Source organism: Streptomyces sp. NPDC001668 (assembly GCF_042893155.1).
Taxonomy (GTDB): Bacteria; Actinomycetota; Actinomycetes; order Streptomycetales; family Streptomycetaceae; genus Streptomyces.
Genome location: NZ_JBIAUQ010000018.1, coordinates 1 through 14,076, shown reverse-complemented (window position 1 = coordinate 14,076; position 14,076 = coordinate 1). Strand labels below are relative to the sequence as shown.

11 protein-coding genes are annotated in these 14,076 nt (G+C 71.5%); 8 read left to right on the top strand and 3 right to left on the bottom strand.

What is annotated here, in order from left to right; genetic code table 11:
• Positions 1-34: 34 nt before the first annotated feature.
• The 3 genes from ACFYZ8_RS37915 to ACFYZ8_RS37905 all read right to left on the bottom strand — a co-directional run bounded on the left by ACFYZ8_RS37915 (position 35) and on the right by ACFYZ8_RS37905 (position 5,292).
• Complete coding sequence (locus tag ACFYZ8_RS37915; protein ID WP_388542221.1) at positions 35-1,708, bottom strand: penicillin-binding transpeptidase domain-containing protein; 1,674 nt, start codon at positions 1,706-1,708, stop codon at positions 35-37.
• Positions 1,709-1,804: 96 nt separating this feature from the next.
• Entirely contained in the window at positions 1,805-3,427 is a 1,623-nt protein-coding gene (locus ACFYZ8_RS37910) for a penicillin-binding transpeptidase domain-containing protein (RefSeq protein ID WP_388542223.1), read from the bottom strand.
• A gap of 125 nt (positions 3,428-3,552) precedes the next feature.
• Positions 3,553-5,292, bottom strand: coding sequence for a dolichyl-phosphate-mannose--protein mannosyltransferase (locus tag ACFYZ8_RS37905; RefSeq protein WP_388542225.1), 1,740 nt, complete (start codon positions 5,290-5,292; stop codon positions 3,553-3,555).
• Positions 5,293-5,377: 85 nt separating this feature from the next.
• Between ACFYZ8_RS37905 and rsmI the strand changes: the two genes are divergently transcribed.
• From rsmI to ACFYZ8_RS37865, 8 genes are all read left to right on the top strand, one after another.
• Positions 5,378-6,238, top strand: a complete 861-nt coding sequence (gene rsmI, locus ACFYZ8_RS37900; protein WP_359039035.1) for a 16S rRNA (cytidine(1402)-2'-O)-methyltransferase — start codon at positions 5,378-5,380, stop codon at positions 6,236-6,238.
• 234 nt (positions 6,239-6,472) lie between these two features.
• The gene (locus ACFYZ8_RS37895; protein WP_388542227.1) at positions 6,473-6,856 is read left to right on the top strand and encodes a hypothetical protein; all 384 of its coding nucleotides are present in this window, start codon (positions 6,473-6,475) and stop codon (positions 6,854-6,856) included.
• A 46-nt stretch (positions 6,857-6,902) separates the two neighbouring features.
• Positions 6,903-7,787 (top strand): TatD family hydrolase, encoded by an 885-nt coding sequence (locus ACFYZ8_RS37890; RefSeq protein ID WP_359039039.1) that lies wholly within the window; start codon positions 6,903-6,905, stop codon positions 7,785-7,787.
• A gap of 112 nt (positions 7,788-7,899) precedes the next feature.
• Positions 7,900-9,276 (top strand): ubiquitin-like domain-containing protein, encoded by a 1,377-nt coding sequence (locus tag ACFYZ8_RS37885; RefSeq protein ID WP_388542229.1) that lies wholly within the window; start codon positions 7,900-7,902, stop codon positions 9,274-9,276.
• Positions 9,277-9,320: 44 nt separating this feature from the next.
• Positions 9,321-10,202 (top strand): 16S rRNA (adenine(1518)-N(6)/adenine(1519)-N(6))-dimethyltransferase RsmA, encoded by an 882-nt coding sequence (rsmA, locus tag ACFYZ8_RS37880; RefSeq protein ID WP_359039043.1) that lies wholly within the window; start codon positions 9,321-9,323, stop codon positions 10,200-10,202.
• On the top strand, positions 10,199-11,098 hold the full coding sequence (locus ACFYZ8_RS37875) for a 4-(cytidine 5'-diphospho)-2-C-methyl-D-erythritol kinase (protein ID WP_388542230.1): 900 nt from the start codon (positions 10,199-10,201) through the stop codon (positions 11,096-11,098). Before rsmA ends, ACFYZ8_RS37875 begins: the two co-directional genes overlap by 4 nt.
• A 49-nt stretch (positions 11,099-11,147) precedes the next feature.
• Positions 11,148-12,950: an ABC-F family ATP-binding cassette domain-containing protein gene (locus tag ACFYZ8_RS37870; protein WP_388542232.1), complete on the top strand. Its 1,803-nt coding sequence runs from the start codon at positions 11,148-11,150 to the stop codon at positions 12,948-12,950.
• Between the two features lie 230 nt (positions 12,951-13,180).
• Entirely contained in the window at positions 13,181-13,855 is a 675-nt protein-coding gene (locus ACFYZ8_RS37865) for a LuxR C-terminal-related transcriptional regulator (protein WP_359039049.1), read from the top strand.
• Positions 13,856-14,076: the final 221 nt, after the last annotated feature.

Here is a 14,076-nt window from a genome sequence, read left to right as displayed (position 1 = left end):
CACCTCACAGCCGGCCTGATCCAAACGACAGGCCCTAGCCGCCCAGCTTCAGCAGGGTCGCCACGATCGGGCCCGCCGTGTCGCCGCCGTGGCCGCCCGCCTGGACGACGCCCGCGGCCGCGAGGTCGCCCCGGTACGCGGTGAACCAGCCGTTCGGCTTCTTCTGGCCGTCGACCTCCGCGGAGCCGGTCTTCGCGCCGACGTTGCCGTACACCCCGGACATCGCCTCGGCCGCCGTGCCGTAGCCCGCGGTGTACGCCATCAGCTCGCGCAGCTGCGAGAGCGTGCCCGAGGACATCGTGCGTGAGGCCGTGGCCAGGGTGCGGTGGTCGACCGAGGGGGACACCAGGTAGGGCTGCTTGAAGGTGCCCGACTCGATGGTGGCGGCGACGGACGCCATGTTCAGCGGGTTCATCCGGACCCCGCCCTGGCCGATGAGCGAGGCCGCCTTCTGGGCCGCGCTCTGCACCGGCACCGAGCCGTCGAAGGACGGGACGCCGATCGCCCAGTTGTTCATGGACAGGCCGAAGACCTGCTGGGCCTGCTTGGTCAGGCTGTCGTTGTCCAGCTTGCCGGCCTGGCTGATGAAGGCGGTGTTGCAGGAGCGGGCGAAGCTCGCCTTGAAGGTGCCGCCCTTGATCTCGAACTTGTCGTCGTTCTGGAACTTCCAGCCGCCGTACGTGAAGTACTTCGGGCACGGGTGCGGCTTGTCCGCCGACGCGAGGCCCTTCTCGATGAGCAGCGAGGAGGTGATGACCTTCATCGTGGAGCCCGGCGCGAGGGAGCCCTGGAAGGCGGTGTTGAAGCCGTGGCCGGCGTTGGCCACCGCGAGGATCTCGCCGGTCGAGGGGCGCAGAACCACGACCGAGGACCTCGCCTGCTTGGCGACCTGTGCCTCGGCGGCCGCCTGGAGTGTCGGGTTCAGGGTCGTCCTCACGGTCCCCGGGGTGCCCTTGCTGAGCTCCACCAGGGTCTTGTCGGAGGACTTGGACTCCTTGCCGCGGATCACCCGCAGCTCGATGCCCGCCTTGCCGCCGGCCTTCTTGCCGTACTTCTCGCGCAGACCGTCCAGCACCGTGCCCAGCGACGGGTACTCGGCCGCGGTGATCTCGCCGCCGTTCCGGTCGACCGCCTTGATCGGCGGGGTGCCGGACTCGCCGGTGACCAGGGTGTCGCCGTCCGTCAGATCGGGGTGGACGACCGAGGCGGTCCAGTCGACCTGCGGCTTCCCGGTGCCGGTGTTGCGGACCACGGTCAGCGAACTGGCGTACTCCAGCGGCTTGGTGAGGCCCTTGTACGACACCGTGCCCTTCACGGAGAAGGGCACGGTGTCGCCGGTGGGGGTGCCCGGGGCGAGGGTCACGCCGGTGATGTGGGCGTCCTTGGCGTAGTCGGTGAGGAGGGCGGTGGCGGCCGCGGTGTCGCTCGTCGCGGCGGCGGCCGTGCCCACCTTGCCCTGCTGCCAGGAGGTCAGGAAGGTGGTCGCGGTGGTGGTGACCTCGGTCGCCGAGAGCGGCCCCGTCTTGACCTTCGGCTTGTGGTCCTGGGCCGACACGGAGGTGTTCTGCGTCCGGTCGTCGGCCGCGGCCCCCGCGCCGTACAGCGCGTAGACGCCGAAGCCGGCGCCGCCGACGACCACGGCGATCATCCCGCCGACCACGGCGGGCTTGGTCTTCCGTCGCTCGGCGACGCGCCTTCTGCTACCCACGGCTTCCGATTCCTCCGCCAGTTCCCAGGGTCCCCGTTGCCCTCATCCATCCCAACGACGGCAACAGCCTAGAGTCCCTGTCCAGCCCGGATGAGTTCAGCCTGCGGCTCGTAGCACAGCTGCGACAATCGGGCCCGCCGCGTCGCCGCCGTGGCCGCCCTCCTCCGTCATGGCCGCCGCGGCCATGTCGTCGCGGAAGCCGGTGAACCAGCTGTTGGACACCTGCTGTCCGTCGACCTCCGCGGAACCCGTCTTCGCGCCGATGTCCCCGCCGAGCCCCGCCATCGCCTTGGCGGCGGTGCCCTGGGTCGCGGTGAGCCGCATCATCTGCTTCAGCTGGGAGGCGGTGTTGTACGGCAGCCCCTTGGCGGTGGCCAGTTCGCGGTCGTCGAGCTTGGGCGAGACCAGGTAGGGCTGGCGGAAGGCGCCGGTGATGGCGGTGGCCGTCACCGAGGCCATGTTCAGCGGGTTCATCTGGACCTGGCCCTGGCCTATCGCGTTCGCCGCGCGGTCCGGACCGCTGACCGCGGGGACCTTGCCGTCGAAGGAGACGATGCCGGTCCTCCAGTCCTCGCCGATCCCGAAGCGGTCCTGGGCCTCCAGGGTCAGCGACTCGTCGGTGAGCGGCTTCTCGTCGATCAGTTTGATGAAGGCGGTGTTGCAGGACCGCATGAAGCTGTTGGCGAGCGTGGCGTTCTCGTTGGGCTGCATGCCGGTGAGGTTCTTGAAGGTCTGCCCCTGCCACACGGCGTCGGGCGGACAGGGTGCCGGGCCGTTCATCGAGGTCACACCGTTGTCGATGAGCATCGCGGCGGTGATGATCTTCATGGTGGAGCCGGGGGCCTTGGTGCCCTCGAAGGCCGCGTTGAAGGCGTCCGTGCGGTTGTTGGCCACGGCCAGCACCTCGCCGGTGCTGGGCTTGACGGCGACGACCGAGGACTGGTCGTACAGCTTGACCGCCTTCTCCGCGGCCGCCTGCGCGGTGGCGCTGATGGTGGTCCGCAGCTTGCCCGCCTTGCCCTCGGCGAGGGTCAGCAGGGAGGTGTCGGGGGTCTGGTCCGGATGCTTGATGACCAGCTCGATGCCCGGGGTGCCGCCGGCGTCGCTGCCGTACCTCTCGCGCAGGGCGTCCAGGACCGGGCCGAGGGAGGGGTACTTCTCCTTGGTCAGCACCTTGCCGTCGCGGTCCACCGCCTCGATGGCCGGGTTGGCGGACGCGCCGGTGACGAGCCGGTCGTCCTGCTGGAGCTTCGGGTACACCACGGAGGGCTGCCAGTCGACGAGCGCCTTGCCGGTGGTCACCCCGCGCACGACGGTCAGCTTGCTGCTGTACGCGAGCGGCTTCGACTTCCCCTCGTACGACACGGTCGCCTTCACGCTGTACGGCACGGTCGCGCCGGTCGCCTTGCCGGGGGTGATCCGCACGTCGCCGATGTGGGCGTCCGCCGCGTAGTCCGTCAGCAGCACTTCGGCCGTCGTGCTGTTGTTGGTGAGCGCGGCCGCGCTCACCGCGTTGCCCTTCTCCCAGGCGGCGAAGAAGTCCCGGGAGGTCTCCTTGATCTCGTCGGCGCTGGGCGGCCCGCTCCGCTTGGCGTCCCCGACGCCACCGCTGCCGTCGTCGCTCATCGCCGACACGAAGTTGTACGCGCCGTATCCGGCCCCGCCGACCATCACGGCGAACACCGTGCTGACGACAGCGACCTTCACCCCCTTGGCCATGGTGTGGCCACCTCCCCGATTACCCCGTTGTTGGGGGCAGCCTAAGCGGGGGGTGTGACAAGCGGGGTAAGAGTTTCCTGATTCGTGGGAGCGGGTGCTCAATCACATACGTGAACTCGGAGTCCTCAGACCCACGTGTCCAGCCACATCCGCGACCGCCAGTCGTCGATCGGGATCGCCGTCCCCGTGTACAGCGGCCAGAAGTAGATGAAGTTCCAGGCGATCAGGAGGACCAGGACTCCCGCCGCCGTGGCGCCCGCCACACGGCGGGTGTCGGAGGCGCGCGGTGGGCCGATGAGGGCGCCGACCATCATGGCGACGGCCAGACAGAGGAAGGGGAGGAAGACGATCGTGTAGAAGAAGAAGATCGTGCGCTCCTGGTAGTTGAACCAGGGGAGGTAGCCGGCCGCGACGCCGCAGGCGATGGCGCCCGCCCGCCAGTCACGGCGGAAGAACCAGCGCCACAGGACGTAGAGGATCGCGAAGCAGGCGGCCCACCACAGCAGCGGCGTGCCGATCGCCAGGACCTCGCGGGCGCACTTCTCGCCCGCGTCCGCCGGGCAGCCGTCGGTGCCGGGCGAGGGGGACTCGTAGAAGTAGGAGACCGGGCGGCCGTCGACGATCCAGCTCCACGGGTTGGACATGTACGTGTGCGGCGAGGACAGGCCGATGTTGAACTTGTAGACCTCGTGCTCGTAGTGGATCAGGCTGCGCCACCAGTCGGGCAGGAAGGTCCAGCTGCCGCCCTTGCCGTCGGTCGCCGCCCAGTTGCGGTAGTAGCCGCCGGTGCCGTCCGCGGGCGAGAGGATCCAGCCGATCCACGAGGTGAGGTAGGTGACGATCGTGAGCGGCACCATGGCCAGGAACGCGATGCCGAAGTCGTACCTGATGACCGCGTCGTAGGGGCGCCTCGCGCCCGCGACCCGGCGCGAGCCCACATCCCACAGCACCGTCATGATGCCGAACCCGATGATGAAGAAGCCGCCGTTCCACTTGGTGCCCATGGCCAGGCCGAGCAGCAGACCCGCCAGCCAGCGGTACGGCCGCATGCCGAGCCACAGCTTGTCGGCGACCCCCGCGTCGGGGCGCACGAACCCGTGGGAGTCGACCGGCAGCGCGGCCGCGAGTTTCTCCCGGGCCCGGTCGCGGTCGATGACCAGGCAGGCGAACGCGGCCACCACGAAGAACATCAGCACACCGTCGAGCAGCGCGGTCCGCGCCATCACGAAGGCCAGCCCGTCCACGGCCATCAGCGCGCCCGCCAGGCAGCCGAGGAAGGTGGAGCGGAAGATCCGCCGCCCCACCCGGCACACGATCAGCACCGACAACGTCCCGAGCAGCGCCGTCATGAACCGCCAGCCGAACGGGTTGAACCCGAACATCAGCTCGCCGAGCCCGATGACGTACTTGCCGACCGGCGGATGCACGACATACGCGGCGTCCGTCGGCAGCGGGACGTGCCCGTTCGAGGACAGGATCTGGCTGTCGACGTTCTTGCCCCAGCTCAGCTCGAAGCCCCGGTGCACGAGCGCCCACGCGTCCTTCGCGTAGTACGTCTCGTCGAATATCACCTTCTTCGGGCTGCCCAGGTTCCAGAACCGCATCAGCCCCGCCACCAGCGTCACCAGCAGCGGCCCCAGCCAGCCCGACCAGCGCGCGATCCGCTCGGCGAGCGGCCCGGGCACGCCCAGGACCTGCCACATCCGCGGACTGGGAGTGACGAAGGGCGGCACCAGGCGTTCCCGCACGTCGCTGCCGGCCTCGGGCGTGTAGCCGAAACGGCGCAGCCTCTGCTGCCACGACGGCCGCCGGTCCTGGGGGGCCTGGTCCTGCCGGGTGTCCGTGGAGGACGCGGTACTGGTCACCGCGCCATCGTAAGGAACGGCGCTGTGTGAGTCCCGTGCATGGGCGGATGCGTCCGGTTCGGGGCGCGGCTGGGAGGATGGGGGCGTGACTGGAACCCTTGTCCTGGCGGGCACCCCCATTGGCGACATCGCGGACGCGCCTCCCCGGCTCGCGGAGGAACTGGCCGGGGCCGACGTGGTCGCGGCCGAGGACACCCGGCGGCTGCGGCGGCTGACCCAGGGGCTCGGCGTGACGCCCAAGGGGCGGATCGTGTCGTACTTCGAGGGCAACGAGGCCGCCCGTACGCCCGAACTCGTCGAGGAACTCCTCGGCGGCGCGCGCGTGCTGCTCGTCACCGACGCCGGGATGCCGTCGGTGTCCGACCCGGGGTACCGGCTGGTCGCCGCCGCCGTGGAGAAGGACGTCCGCGTCACCGCCGTACCGGGACCGTCCGCGGTGCTCACCGCGCTCGCGCTGTCCGGGCTGCCCGTGGACCGGTTCTGCTTCGAGGGGTTCCTGCCCCGCAAGGGCGGTGAGCGGCTGTCGCGGCTGCGGGAGGTCGCCGAGGAGCGGCGCACCCTCGTGTACTTCGAGGCCCCCCACCGGCTCGACGACACCCTCGCGGCCATGGCCGAGGTGTTCGGGGCAGAGCGGCGGGCGGCGGTGTGCCGGGAGCTGACGAAGACCTACGAGGAGGTCAAGCGGGGGTCGCTGGGCTTCCTCGCCGAGTGGGCCGCCGAAGGGGTGCGGGGCGAGATCACCGTCGTCGTCGAGGGGGCGCCCGAGAAGGGGGCCGAGGAGATCGACGACGCGGAACTGGTGCGCAGGGTGCGGGTGCGGGAGGAGGCGGGGGAGCGGCGCAAGGAGGCGATCGCCGCGGTGGCCGTTGAGGCGGGAGTGCCCAAGCGGGTCGTTTTCGATGCGGTCGTCGCCGCGAAGAACGCCCCGTCCCCCGGCCTGGGATGAGGTGGGTCACACCCCCTCTGAGCAGGGCGCATGACTTCTGAGCGTGCGCCCCATGTGCGCGCAAAGCGGTGTCTCGGAATGCAAAGCTCCGCGGGGCCGTACGGGCCGGTTCGGCAAGGAAAGTCCAAATCGGCTCCAACAGTCGACAGGCCTGTCGCCATCGGGTCCCGGGAGGCGTCCACTGGGGTGAGGGACGTACCCGTCCTTCGAACCAGCGGACACACAGGAGCTGGCATGAGCGAGATCGCAGGGCACCCCGGTGCCACAGCCGTCGTCAACGAGTCCTATTCCTTCGCCTGCATGCGCTGCGGGCACGGGTGGGAGCAGTCGTACGAGATAGAGCACCACATCGACGGCGACGGCCGGGAGTTCGTGCAGTACACGGCGGACGGACGGGTCGTGCCCTCTCCGCTCTCCAAGCCCACGTGCGCGAACTGCGACCACCACGTCGTACGGATCATGCGGCCCGGCAGGGTCGCCTCCGCCCGTGACGCGGCGCACCGCACGCCCCCCGCCGGCCCCGTCGAGGCGCCCGGGGACGGCGCGCAGGTGGCGGGTGAGGGCCACCACTGGCACCTGGCCGACCTGCTGCACGTCTTCCAGCGCAAGGCGAGCTGACCGCTCTGCCCTCGGGGTGGGCATGCCCCTTTCGTAGGATCGGGGCATGCCTTCGAACAGCCCCCGCGAGAAGAACGCGGCCCCGCCGCTCCCGGAGCCCCTGCGGGTGCCGGTCGCCGACTCCCACACCCACCTGGACATGCAGGACGGGACCGTGGAGGAGGGGCTCGCCAAAGCCGCGTCGGTCGGGGTGACCACCGTCGTCCAGGTCGGCTGCGACGTCCGCGGCTCGCGGTGGGCGGCCGAGACGGCGGCCCGGTACGACGCCGTCCACGCCGCCGTCGCCCTGCACCCCAACGAGGCGCCCCGGATCGTCCACGGCGACCCCGACGGCTGGTCGCGGCAGGGCGCGCGGCAGGCGGGGGGCACAGCGGCGCTCGACGAGGCGCTCGCGGAGATCGACCGCCTGGCCGCACTTCCGCAGGTCAAGGGCGTCGGCGAGACCGGCCTCGATTACTTCCGCACCGGGCCCGAGGGCAAGGAGGCGCAGGAGGCGTCCTTCCGCGCCCACATCGAGATGGCCAAGCGGCACGGCAAGGCGCTCGTCATCCACGACCGCGACGCCCACGCCGACGTCCTGCGCGTGCTGAAGGAGGAGGGCGCCCCCGAGCGGACTGTCTTCCACTGCTACTCCGGCGACGCCGAGATGGCGGAGATCTGCGCGGCCGCCGGATACTTCATGTCCTTCGCCGGCAACGTCACCTTCAAGAACGCCCAGAACCTGCGGGACGCGGTGGCCGTGGCCCCCCTGGAGCTCCTCCTCGTGGAGACCGACGCGCCGTTCCTGACCCCGGCGCCGTACCGCGGACGGCCCAACGCCCCCTATCTCGTTCCGGTCACGGTGCGCGCCATGGCCGCCGTGCGCGGCATCGACGAGGACGCGCTGGCCACGGCACTCGCCGCCAACACCGCACGCGCCTTCGGATACTGACGGGGTATCACCCCCTCTCGAACGTAACTCCGGGTAGCCGAGTCGCTTTGGAGAGTGACGGTCGCTCCGCTAGGTTCTGTGGGCCCGATCCGGACCCCTGGAGCGTGTCGTCGTGAGCAACTCGCAGTACGAGACGTACGAGGCCTACGAGACGTACGGCCCGACCGAACCGTACGGACCACAGGCCTACGGCGCCGTCGGCACGGCCCCCGCCGACCCGGACACCGCGCAGACGATCGCCTACGGGGTGTACGGGGTGCCCGACACGGGCCGGACGCTGGCGTACGAGGACACCTACCGGCCCGCGTACGAGATGACGGAGGCACCGCTCCCGCGCCAGCCCGAGGCGGGGCGGCGGGCGGCGCGCCGGCGCAGAGCCAGATCCACGGAGCGCCAGGACAGCGCGATGCGCAGGCTGCTCCCGCAGGCACTGGTCGTCGCGTTCCTGGCGGGCGGGACCACCGCCTTCGTCGCCGAGGACAAGGCGATCGAGCTGACGGTCGACGGCAAGCCGCGCACCCTGCACACCTTCGCGGACGACGTGGACGAACTCCTCGCCGAGGAGGGTGTCGCGGTCGGGGCGCACGACGTGGTCGCGCCCGCGCCCGGCGAGCAGCTCGCCAGCGGGGACGAGGTCGCCGTGCGCTACGGGCGCCCCCTGCGGCTCACCCTCGACGGCCACCCGCGTGAGGTGTGGACCACGGCACGGACGGTGGACGGAGCGCTCGAACAGCTCGGGGTGCGTGCGGAGGGCGCGTATGTGTCCACCTCGCGCTCCCGGCGGATCGGGCGCGAGGGGCTCGCGCTGGACGTGCGGACCGAGCGCTCCGTGACGATCATGGCCGACGGCCGGGCACGGACCATCCGGACGAACGCGGCGACCGTCGGAGAGGCCGTCGAGGAGGCCGGGGTCACGCTCAGCGGCATGGACACCACCTCGGTCCCGCCGGGGAGCTTCCCGCGCGACGGACAGACCGTCACGGTGCTGCGGATCACCGCCACGAAGGAAGTGCGCGAGGAGCAGATCCCCTTCCGCGAGGAGCGCACCGAGGACGCCTCCCTGTTCAAGGGCACGGAGGTCATCGACCAGGCGGGTGCGCCGGGCGTGCGCCGGGTCACGTACTCCCTGCGGACCGTCAACGGGGTCCGGCAGAAGCCGCGGCGGCTCCGGGTCGAGGTGGTGCGCGAGCCCCGGACGCAGAGGGTGCGGGTGGGCACGAAGCCGATGCCGACTTCCGTGCGGGGCGCCGACCATCTGAACTGGCAGGGCCTCGCGCACTGCGAGTCCGGCGGCCGCCCGAACGCGGTGGACCCGTCGGGGACGTACGGCGGCCTGTACCAGTTCGACACGAGGACCTGGCAGGCGCTCGGCGGGTCCGGCCGCCCCCAGGACGCCCCGGCGGCGGAGCAGACGCTCCGGGCGAAGAAGCTGTACGTCCGGCGGGGGGCGAGCCCTTGGCCGCACTGCGGTGGCCGGCTGCACGGATGAGCGGGCGCGACCGGCCCCCACCGGCCCGCGGCTAGGCTGTCCACGTGAGCAGCCCCTCCCCAGACTCCCTCCTCGGCCCCGCCGACATCCGCGAACTCGCGGCCGCCCTAGGCGTACGCCCCACCAAGCAGCGCGGCCAGAACTTCGTGATCGACGCGAACACGGTCCGGAAGATCGTCCGCACCGCCGACGTCAGGAACGACGACGTGGTGGTGGAGGTGGGCCCCGGCCTCGGCTCGCTCACCCTCGCGCTCCTGGAGACCGCCGACCGCGTCACCGCCGTGGAGATCGACGACGTACTGGCGTCCGCGCTGCCCGCCACCATCGCGGCCCGCATGCCCGACCGCGCCGACCGCTTCGCCCTCGTGCACTCCGACGCCATGCTCGTCACCGACCTGCCGGGCCCCGCGCCCACCGCACTCGTCGCGAACCTCCCCTACAACGTCGCCGTCCCCGTGCTGCTGCACATGCTCGACACCTTCCCGAGCATCGAGCGCACCCTCGTCATGGTCCAGGCGGAGGTCGCCGACCGGCTCGCCGCGCCGCCCGGCTCGAAGGTGTACGGCGTCCCGTCCGTGAAGGCCAACTGGTACGCCGAGGTCAAGCGGGCCGGGTCGATCGGCCGCACCGTCTTCTGGCCCGCGCCGAACGTCGACAGCGGCCTTGTCTCGCTCACCCGCAGGACCGAGCCGGTCAAGACCACCGCGTCGAAGCGCGAGGTGTTCGCCGTCGTCGACGCCGCCTTCGCCCAGCGCCGCAAGACCCTGCGGGCCGCGCTCGCCGGGTGGGCGGGGTCGGCCGCGGCCGCCGAGAGCGCCCTCGTGGCGGCCGGGGTCTCGCCCCAGGCCCGCGGGGAGTCGCTCACCGTCGAGGAGTTCGCGCGCATCGCCGAGCACGCACAGAACAAGGAGCCGGTCCAGCAGTGAGCGTCACCGTCCGCGTCCCCGCCAAGGTCAACGTCCAGCTCGCCGTCGGCGCCGCCCGCCCCGACGGCTTCCACGACCTGGCCAACGTCTTCCTCGCGGTCGGCCTCCACGACGAGGTGACCGTGACGCCCGCCGACGAGCTCCGCGTCACCTGCGAGGGCCCGGACGCCGCCCAGGTCCCCCTCGACCGTACGAACCTCGCGGCCCGCGCGGCGATCGCCCTCGCGGAGCGCCACGGCCTGGATCCCGCCGTCCACCTCCACATCGCCAAGGACATCCCCGTCGCCGGCGGCATGGCGGGCGGCAGCGCGGACGGCGCGGGTGCGCTGCTGGCCTGCGACACCCTGTGGGGCACCGGTGCCTCCCGCGAGGAACTGCTCGACATCTGCGCCGAGTTGGGCAGCGACGTGCCGTTCAGCCTGGTGGGCGGGGCCGCGCTCGGGACCGGACGCGGGGAGAAGCTCAGGACGCTGGAGGTCGGCGGGAGCTTCTCGTGGGTCTTCGCCATGGCGGAGCGCGGACTGTCGACCCCGGCCGTCTTCCGGGAGTTCGACCGGCTCACCGAGGGCCTCGACGTCCCCGCGCCCGTGGCCTCCGAGCACCTGCTCGACGCCCTGGCGAGCGGTGACCCGGACGCGCTCGCCGCCGCCGTCTCCAACGACCTCCAGCCCGCCGCCCTCTCCCTCTTCCCCGAGCTCACCGGCACCCTCGCGGCCGGCAGCGCCGCCGGCTCGCTCGCCGGGCTCGTCTCGGGCTCGGGCCCGACCACCGCGTTCCTCGCCCGCGACAGCGAGTCGGCGGCGAAGATCGCGGACGCGCTGCGCGCCTCCGGGACCTGCCGGGCCGTGCGTACGGCCTCGGGGCCGGTGCCGGGTGCGACGGTGATGGGGGCGTAGCGGGCGGACTACCCTGGAGGGTCGATCGATCCCCCTGGGCAGGAGAGAAATGGCCGTCAATCTGGTCAATGTCGAGAACGTCAGCAAGGTGTACGGCACCCGTGCCCTGCTGGACGGTGTCTCGCTCGGCGTCTCCGAGGGTGATCGCATCGGCGTCGTGGGCCGCAACGGCGACGGCAAGACCACTCTGATCCGCATGCTCGCCAAGCTGGAGGACACCGACACCGGACGCGTCACGCACTCCGGCGGACTGCGCCTCGGGGTCCTCACCCAGCACGACTCCCTCGACCCGGCCGCCACCGTGCGCCACGAGGTCATCCGGGACATGGCCGACCACGAGTGGGCGGGCAACTCCAAGATCCGCGACGTGCTGACCGGGCTGTTCGGCGGGCTCGACCTGCCCGGCTTCCCGCAGGGCCTCGACACCGTCATCGGACCGCTCTCCGGTGGCGAGCGCCGTCGTATCGCCCTCGCCAAGCTGCTCATCGAGGAACAGGACCTGATCGTCCTCGACGAGCCCACCAACCACCTCGACGTCGAGGGCATCGCCTGGCTGGCCAAGCACCTGCGCGAGCGCCGGTCCGCGCTCGTGTGCGTCACCCACGACCGGTGGTTCCTCGACCAGGTCTGCACCCGCATGTGGGACGTGCAGAAGGGCGACGTCTTCGAGTACGAGGGCGGCTACTCCGACTACGTCTTCGCGCGAGCCGAGCGCGAGCGGATCGCCGCCACCGAGGAGACCAAGCGGCAGAACCTCGTCCGCAAGGAGCTGGCCTGGCTCCGGCGCGGCGCCCCCGCCCGTACGTCCAAGCCGCGCTTCCGCGTCGAGGCCGCCAACGAGCTCATCGCCGACGTGCCGCCGCCGCGGGACAGCAGCGAGCTGATGAAGTTCGCCTCCTCGCGGCTCGGCAAGACCGTCTTCGAGCTGGAGGACGTCACCGTCCAGGCCGGACCCAAGGTGCTGCTGAAGCATGTGACCTGGCAGCTCGGCCCCGGGGACCGGATCGGTCTCGTCGGGGTCAACGGCGCCGGCAAGACGTCCCTGCTGCGCGCCATGGCCGAGGCCGCGCGGACCGAGGGCGAGACACAGCCCGCGGGCGGACGGGTCGTGGTCGGCAGGACCGTCAAGCTCGCCTACCTCTCGCAGGAGGTCGCCGAACTCGACCCGGCCCTGCGGGTCCTTGAGGCCGTCCAGCAGGTGCGGGAGCGCGTCGACCTCGGCAAGGGGCGCGAGATGACCGCCGGGCAACTCTGCGAGACCTTCGGCTTCAACAAGGAGAAGCAGTGGACACCGGTCGGGGATCTGTCCGGTGGTGAGCGGCGGCGGCTGCAACTGCTGCGGCTGCTGATGGACGAGCCGAACGTGCTGTTTCTGGACGAGCCCACGAACGACCTCGACATCGAGACGCTGACCCAGCTGGAGGACGTCCTCGACGGCTGGCCCGGCTCGATGGTCGTGATCTCCCACGACCGGTTCTTCGTCGAGCGGACCACCGACCGGGTCTTCGCGCTGCTCGGGGACGCCACCCTGCGGATGCTGCCGCGCGGTATCGACGAGTACCTGGAGCGGCGGCAGCGCATGGAGGAGGCGGCCGCCGCCTCGGCGCCCGTGGTGTCGAAGCCCGCCGTGGAGAAGAGCTCCGCCGATCAGCGGGCCGCCAAGAAGGAGCTTCAGAAGATCGAGCGGCAGCTCGACAAGATCTCCGAGAAGGAGACGAAGCTGCACGCCCGGATCGCCGACAACGCCACCGACTTCGCGAAGGTGGCCTCCCTGGATGCCGAACTGCGGGACCTCGCCGGGGAGCGGGAGGAACTGGAGCTGCGGTGGCTGGAGCTGGCCGAGGACGCGTGAAGGTGCGGCACATCGTCCTCGAACGACAGGAAAGCCGGGAATTCAGCACTTCCGGGACACTTCTCACCGGTAGGGGAAGCGCAACGTCGAACTAGCGTGTAGCTTCCGGGGGCATGAAGGGCGGGGGTGCCGGGAGAGGGTGCCGGGAGAGGTCCTCTGCCCGTGCGGATCAGTGGGCTTCATAGTGGGGCATTCACGCGGATCCATGGGGGGGACTGGGGGGTTGCTCGATGGGAGTTCGGCTCATGGTGGTCGACGACCACCGATTGCTCGCCGAGGCACTGGCCTCGGCGCTGAAACTGCGCGGGCACCGGGTGCTCGCGGCGGCGGCACCCGCCGCGGGGGCGGCGGAGCTGGTGATCAGCCGGGCGCCCGAGGTGTGCCTGCTGGGTACGGCCACGCCGGCCGAGCCGGGGATGTTCGATCCGGTCGTGAAGATCAAGCGGGAGCGGCCGCAGGTGGCGGTGCTGGTGCTGGGGCCCGTGCCGAGCCCTCGCGGGATCGCGGCGGCCTTCGCGGCGGGTGCGTCGGGGTATGTCCGGCACGACGAGCGGATCGAGGGGGTCGAGCGGGCCATCATGAAGGCTCGGGCGGGGGAGGCGGCGGTCGCTCCGCAGCTGCTGCAGGGGGCGTTCAGTGAGCTGCTGAATCCCGCGGCCCAGCCGGATGACGAGGGGCAGCGGTTGCTCCAGATGCTGACGCCTCGGGAGGTGGAGGTGCTGGTGCGGGTGGCCGACGGGGAGGACACGCGGCTGATCGCGGCGGGGATGGGGATAGCGCCGTCCACGGCGCGGACGCATGTGCAGCGGGTGCTGATGAAACTGGGGGTGGGGTCTCGGTTGGAGGCGGCGGCGTTGGCTGCGCGGACGGGGTTGCTGGATCGGGCGGGGCCGGTGGGGTCGTGACGGTGTGGGTGCGGGTTCGGTGGGGGCGGGCGTTTTTGCGCCCACGCGGCGGAGCCGCATATGGACACAGTCCCGCGCCCCTGAGATGCCTGCGGCGGCCGGTGCGGCTTCGGTGGGGGCTTGTGTAGCGCGTGCGGTGGGTTGTGGGTCGGGGCCGGGGTGGGGGGGGTGCGGGCGGGGGGCGGGGGGGGGGGGCCACCAACACGGCGCGGGAACCGACC

Coding starts and splice junctions, on each gene's coding strand:
- ACFYZ8_RS37910 (WP_388542223.1), bottom strand. CDS start 3,427: ATGGCCAAGGGGGTGAAGGTCGCTGTCGTCAGCACGGTGTTCGCCGTG.
- ACFYZ8_RS37895 (WP_388542227.1), top strand. CDS start 6,473: ATGAGCGAGATCGCAGGGCACCCCGGTGCCACAGCCGTCGTCAACGAG.
- ACFYZ8_RS37890 (WP_359039039.1), top strand. CDS start 6,903: ATGCCTTCGAACAGCCCCCGCGAGAAGAACGCGGCCCCGCCGCTCCCG.
- ACFYZ8_RS37870 (WP_388542232.1), top strand. CDS start 11,148: ATGGCCGTCAATCTGGTCAATGTCGAGAACGTCAGCAAGGTGTACGGC.
- ACFYZ8_RS37865 (WP_359039049.1), top strand. CDS start 13,181: ATGGGAGTTCGGCTCATGGTGGTCGACGACCACCGATTGCTCGCCGAG.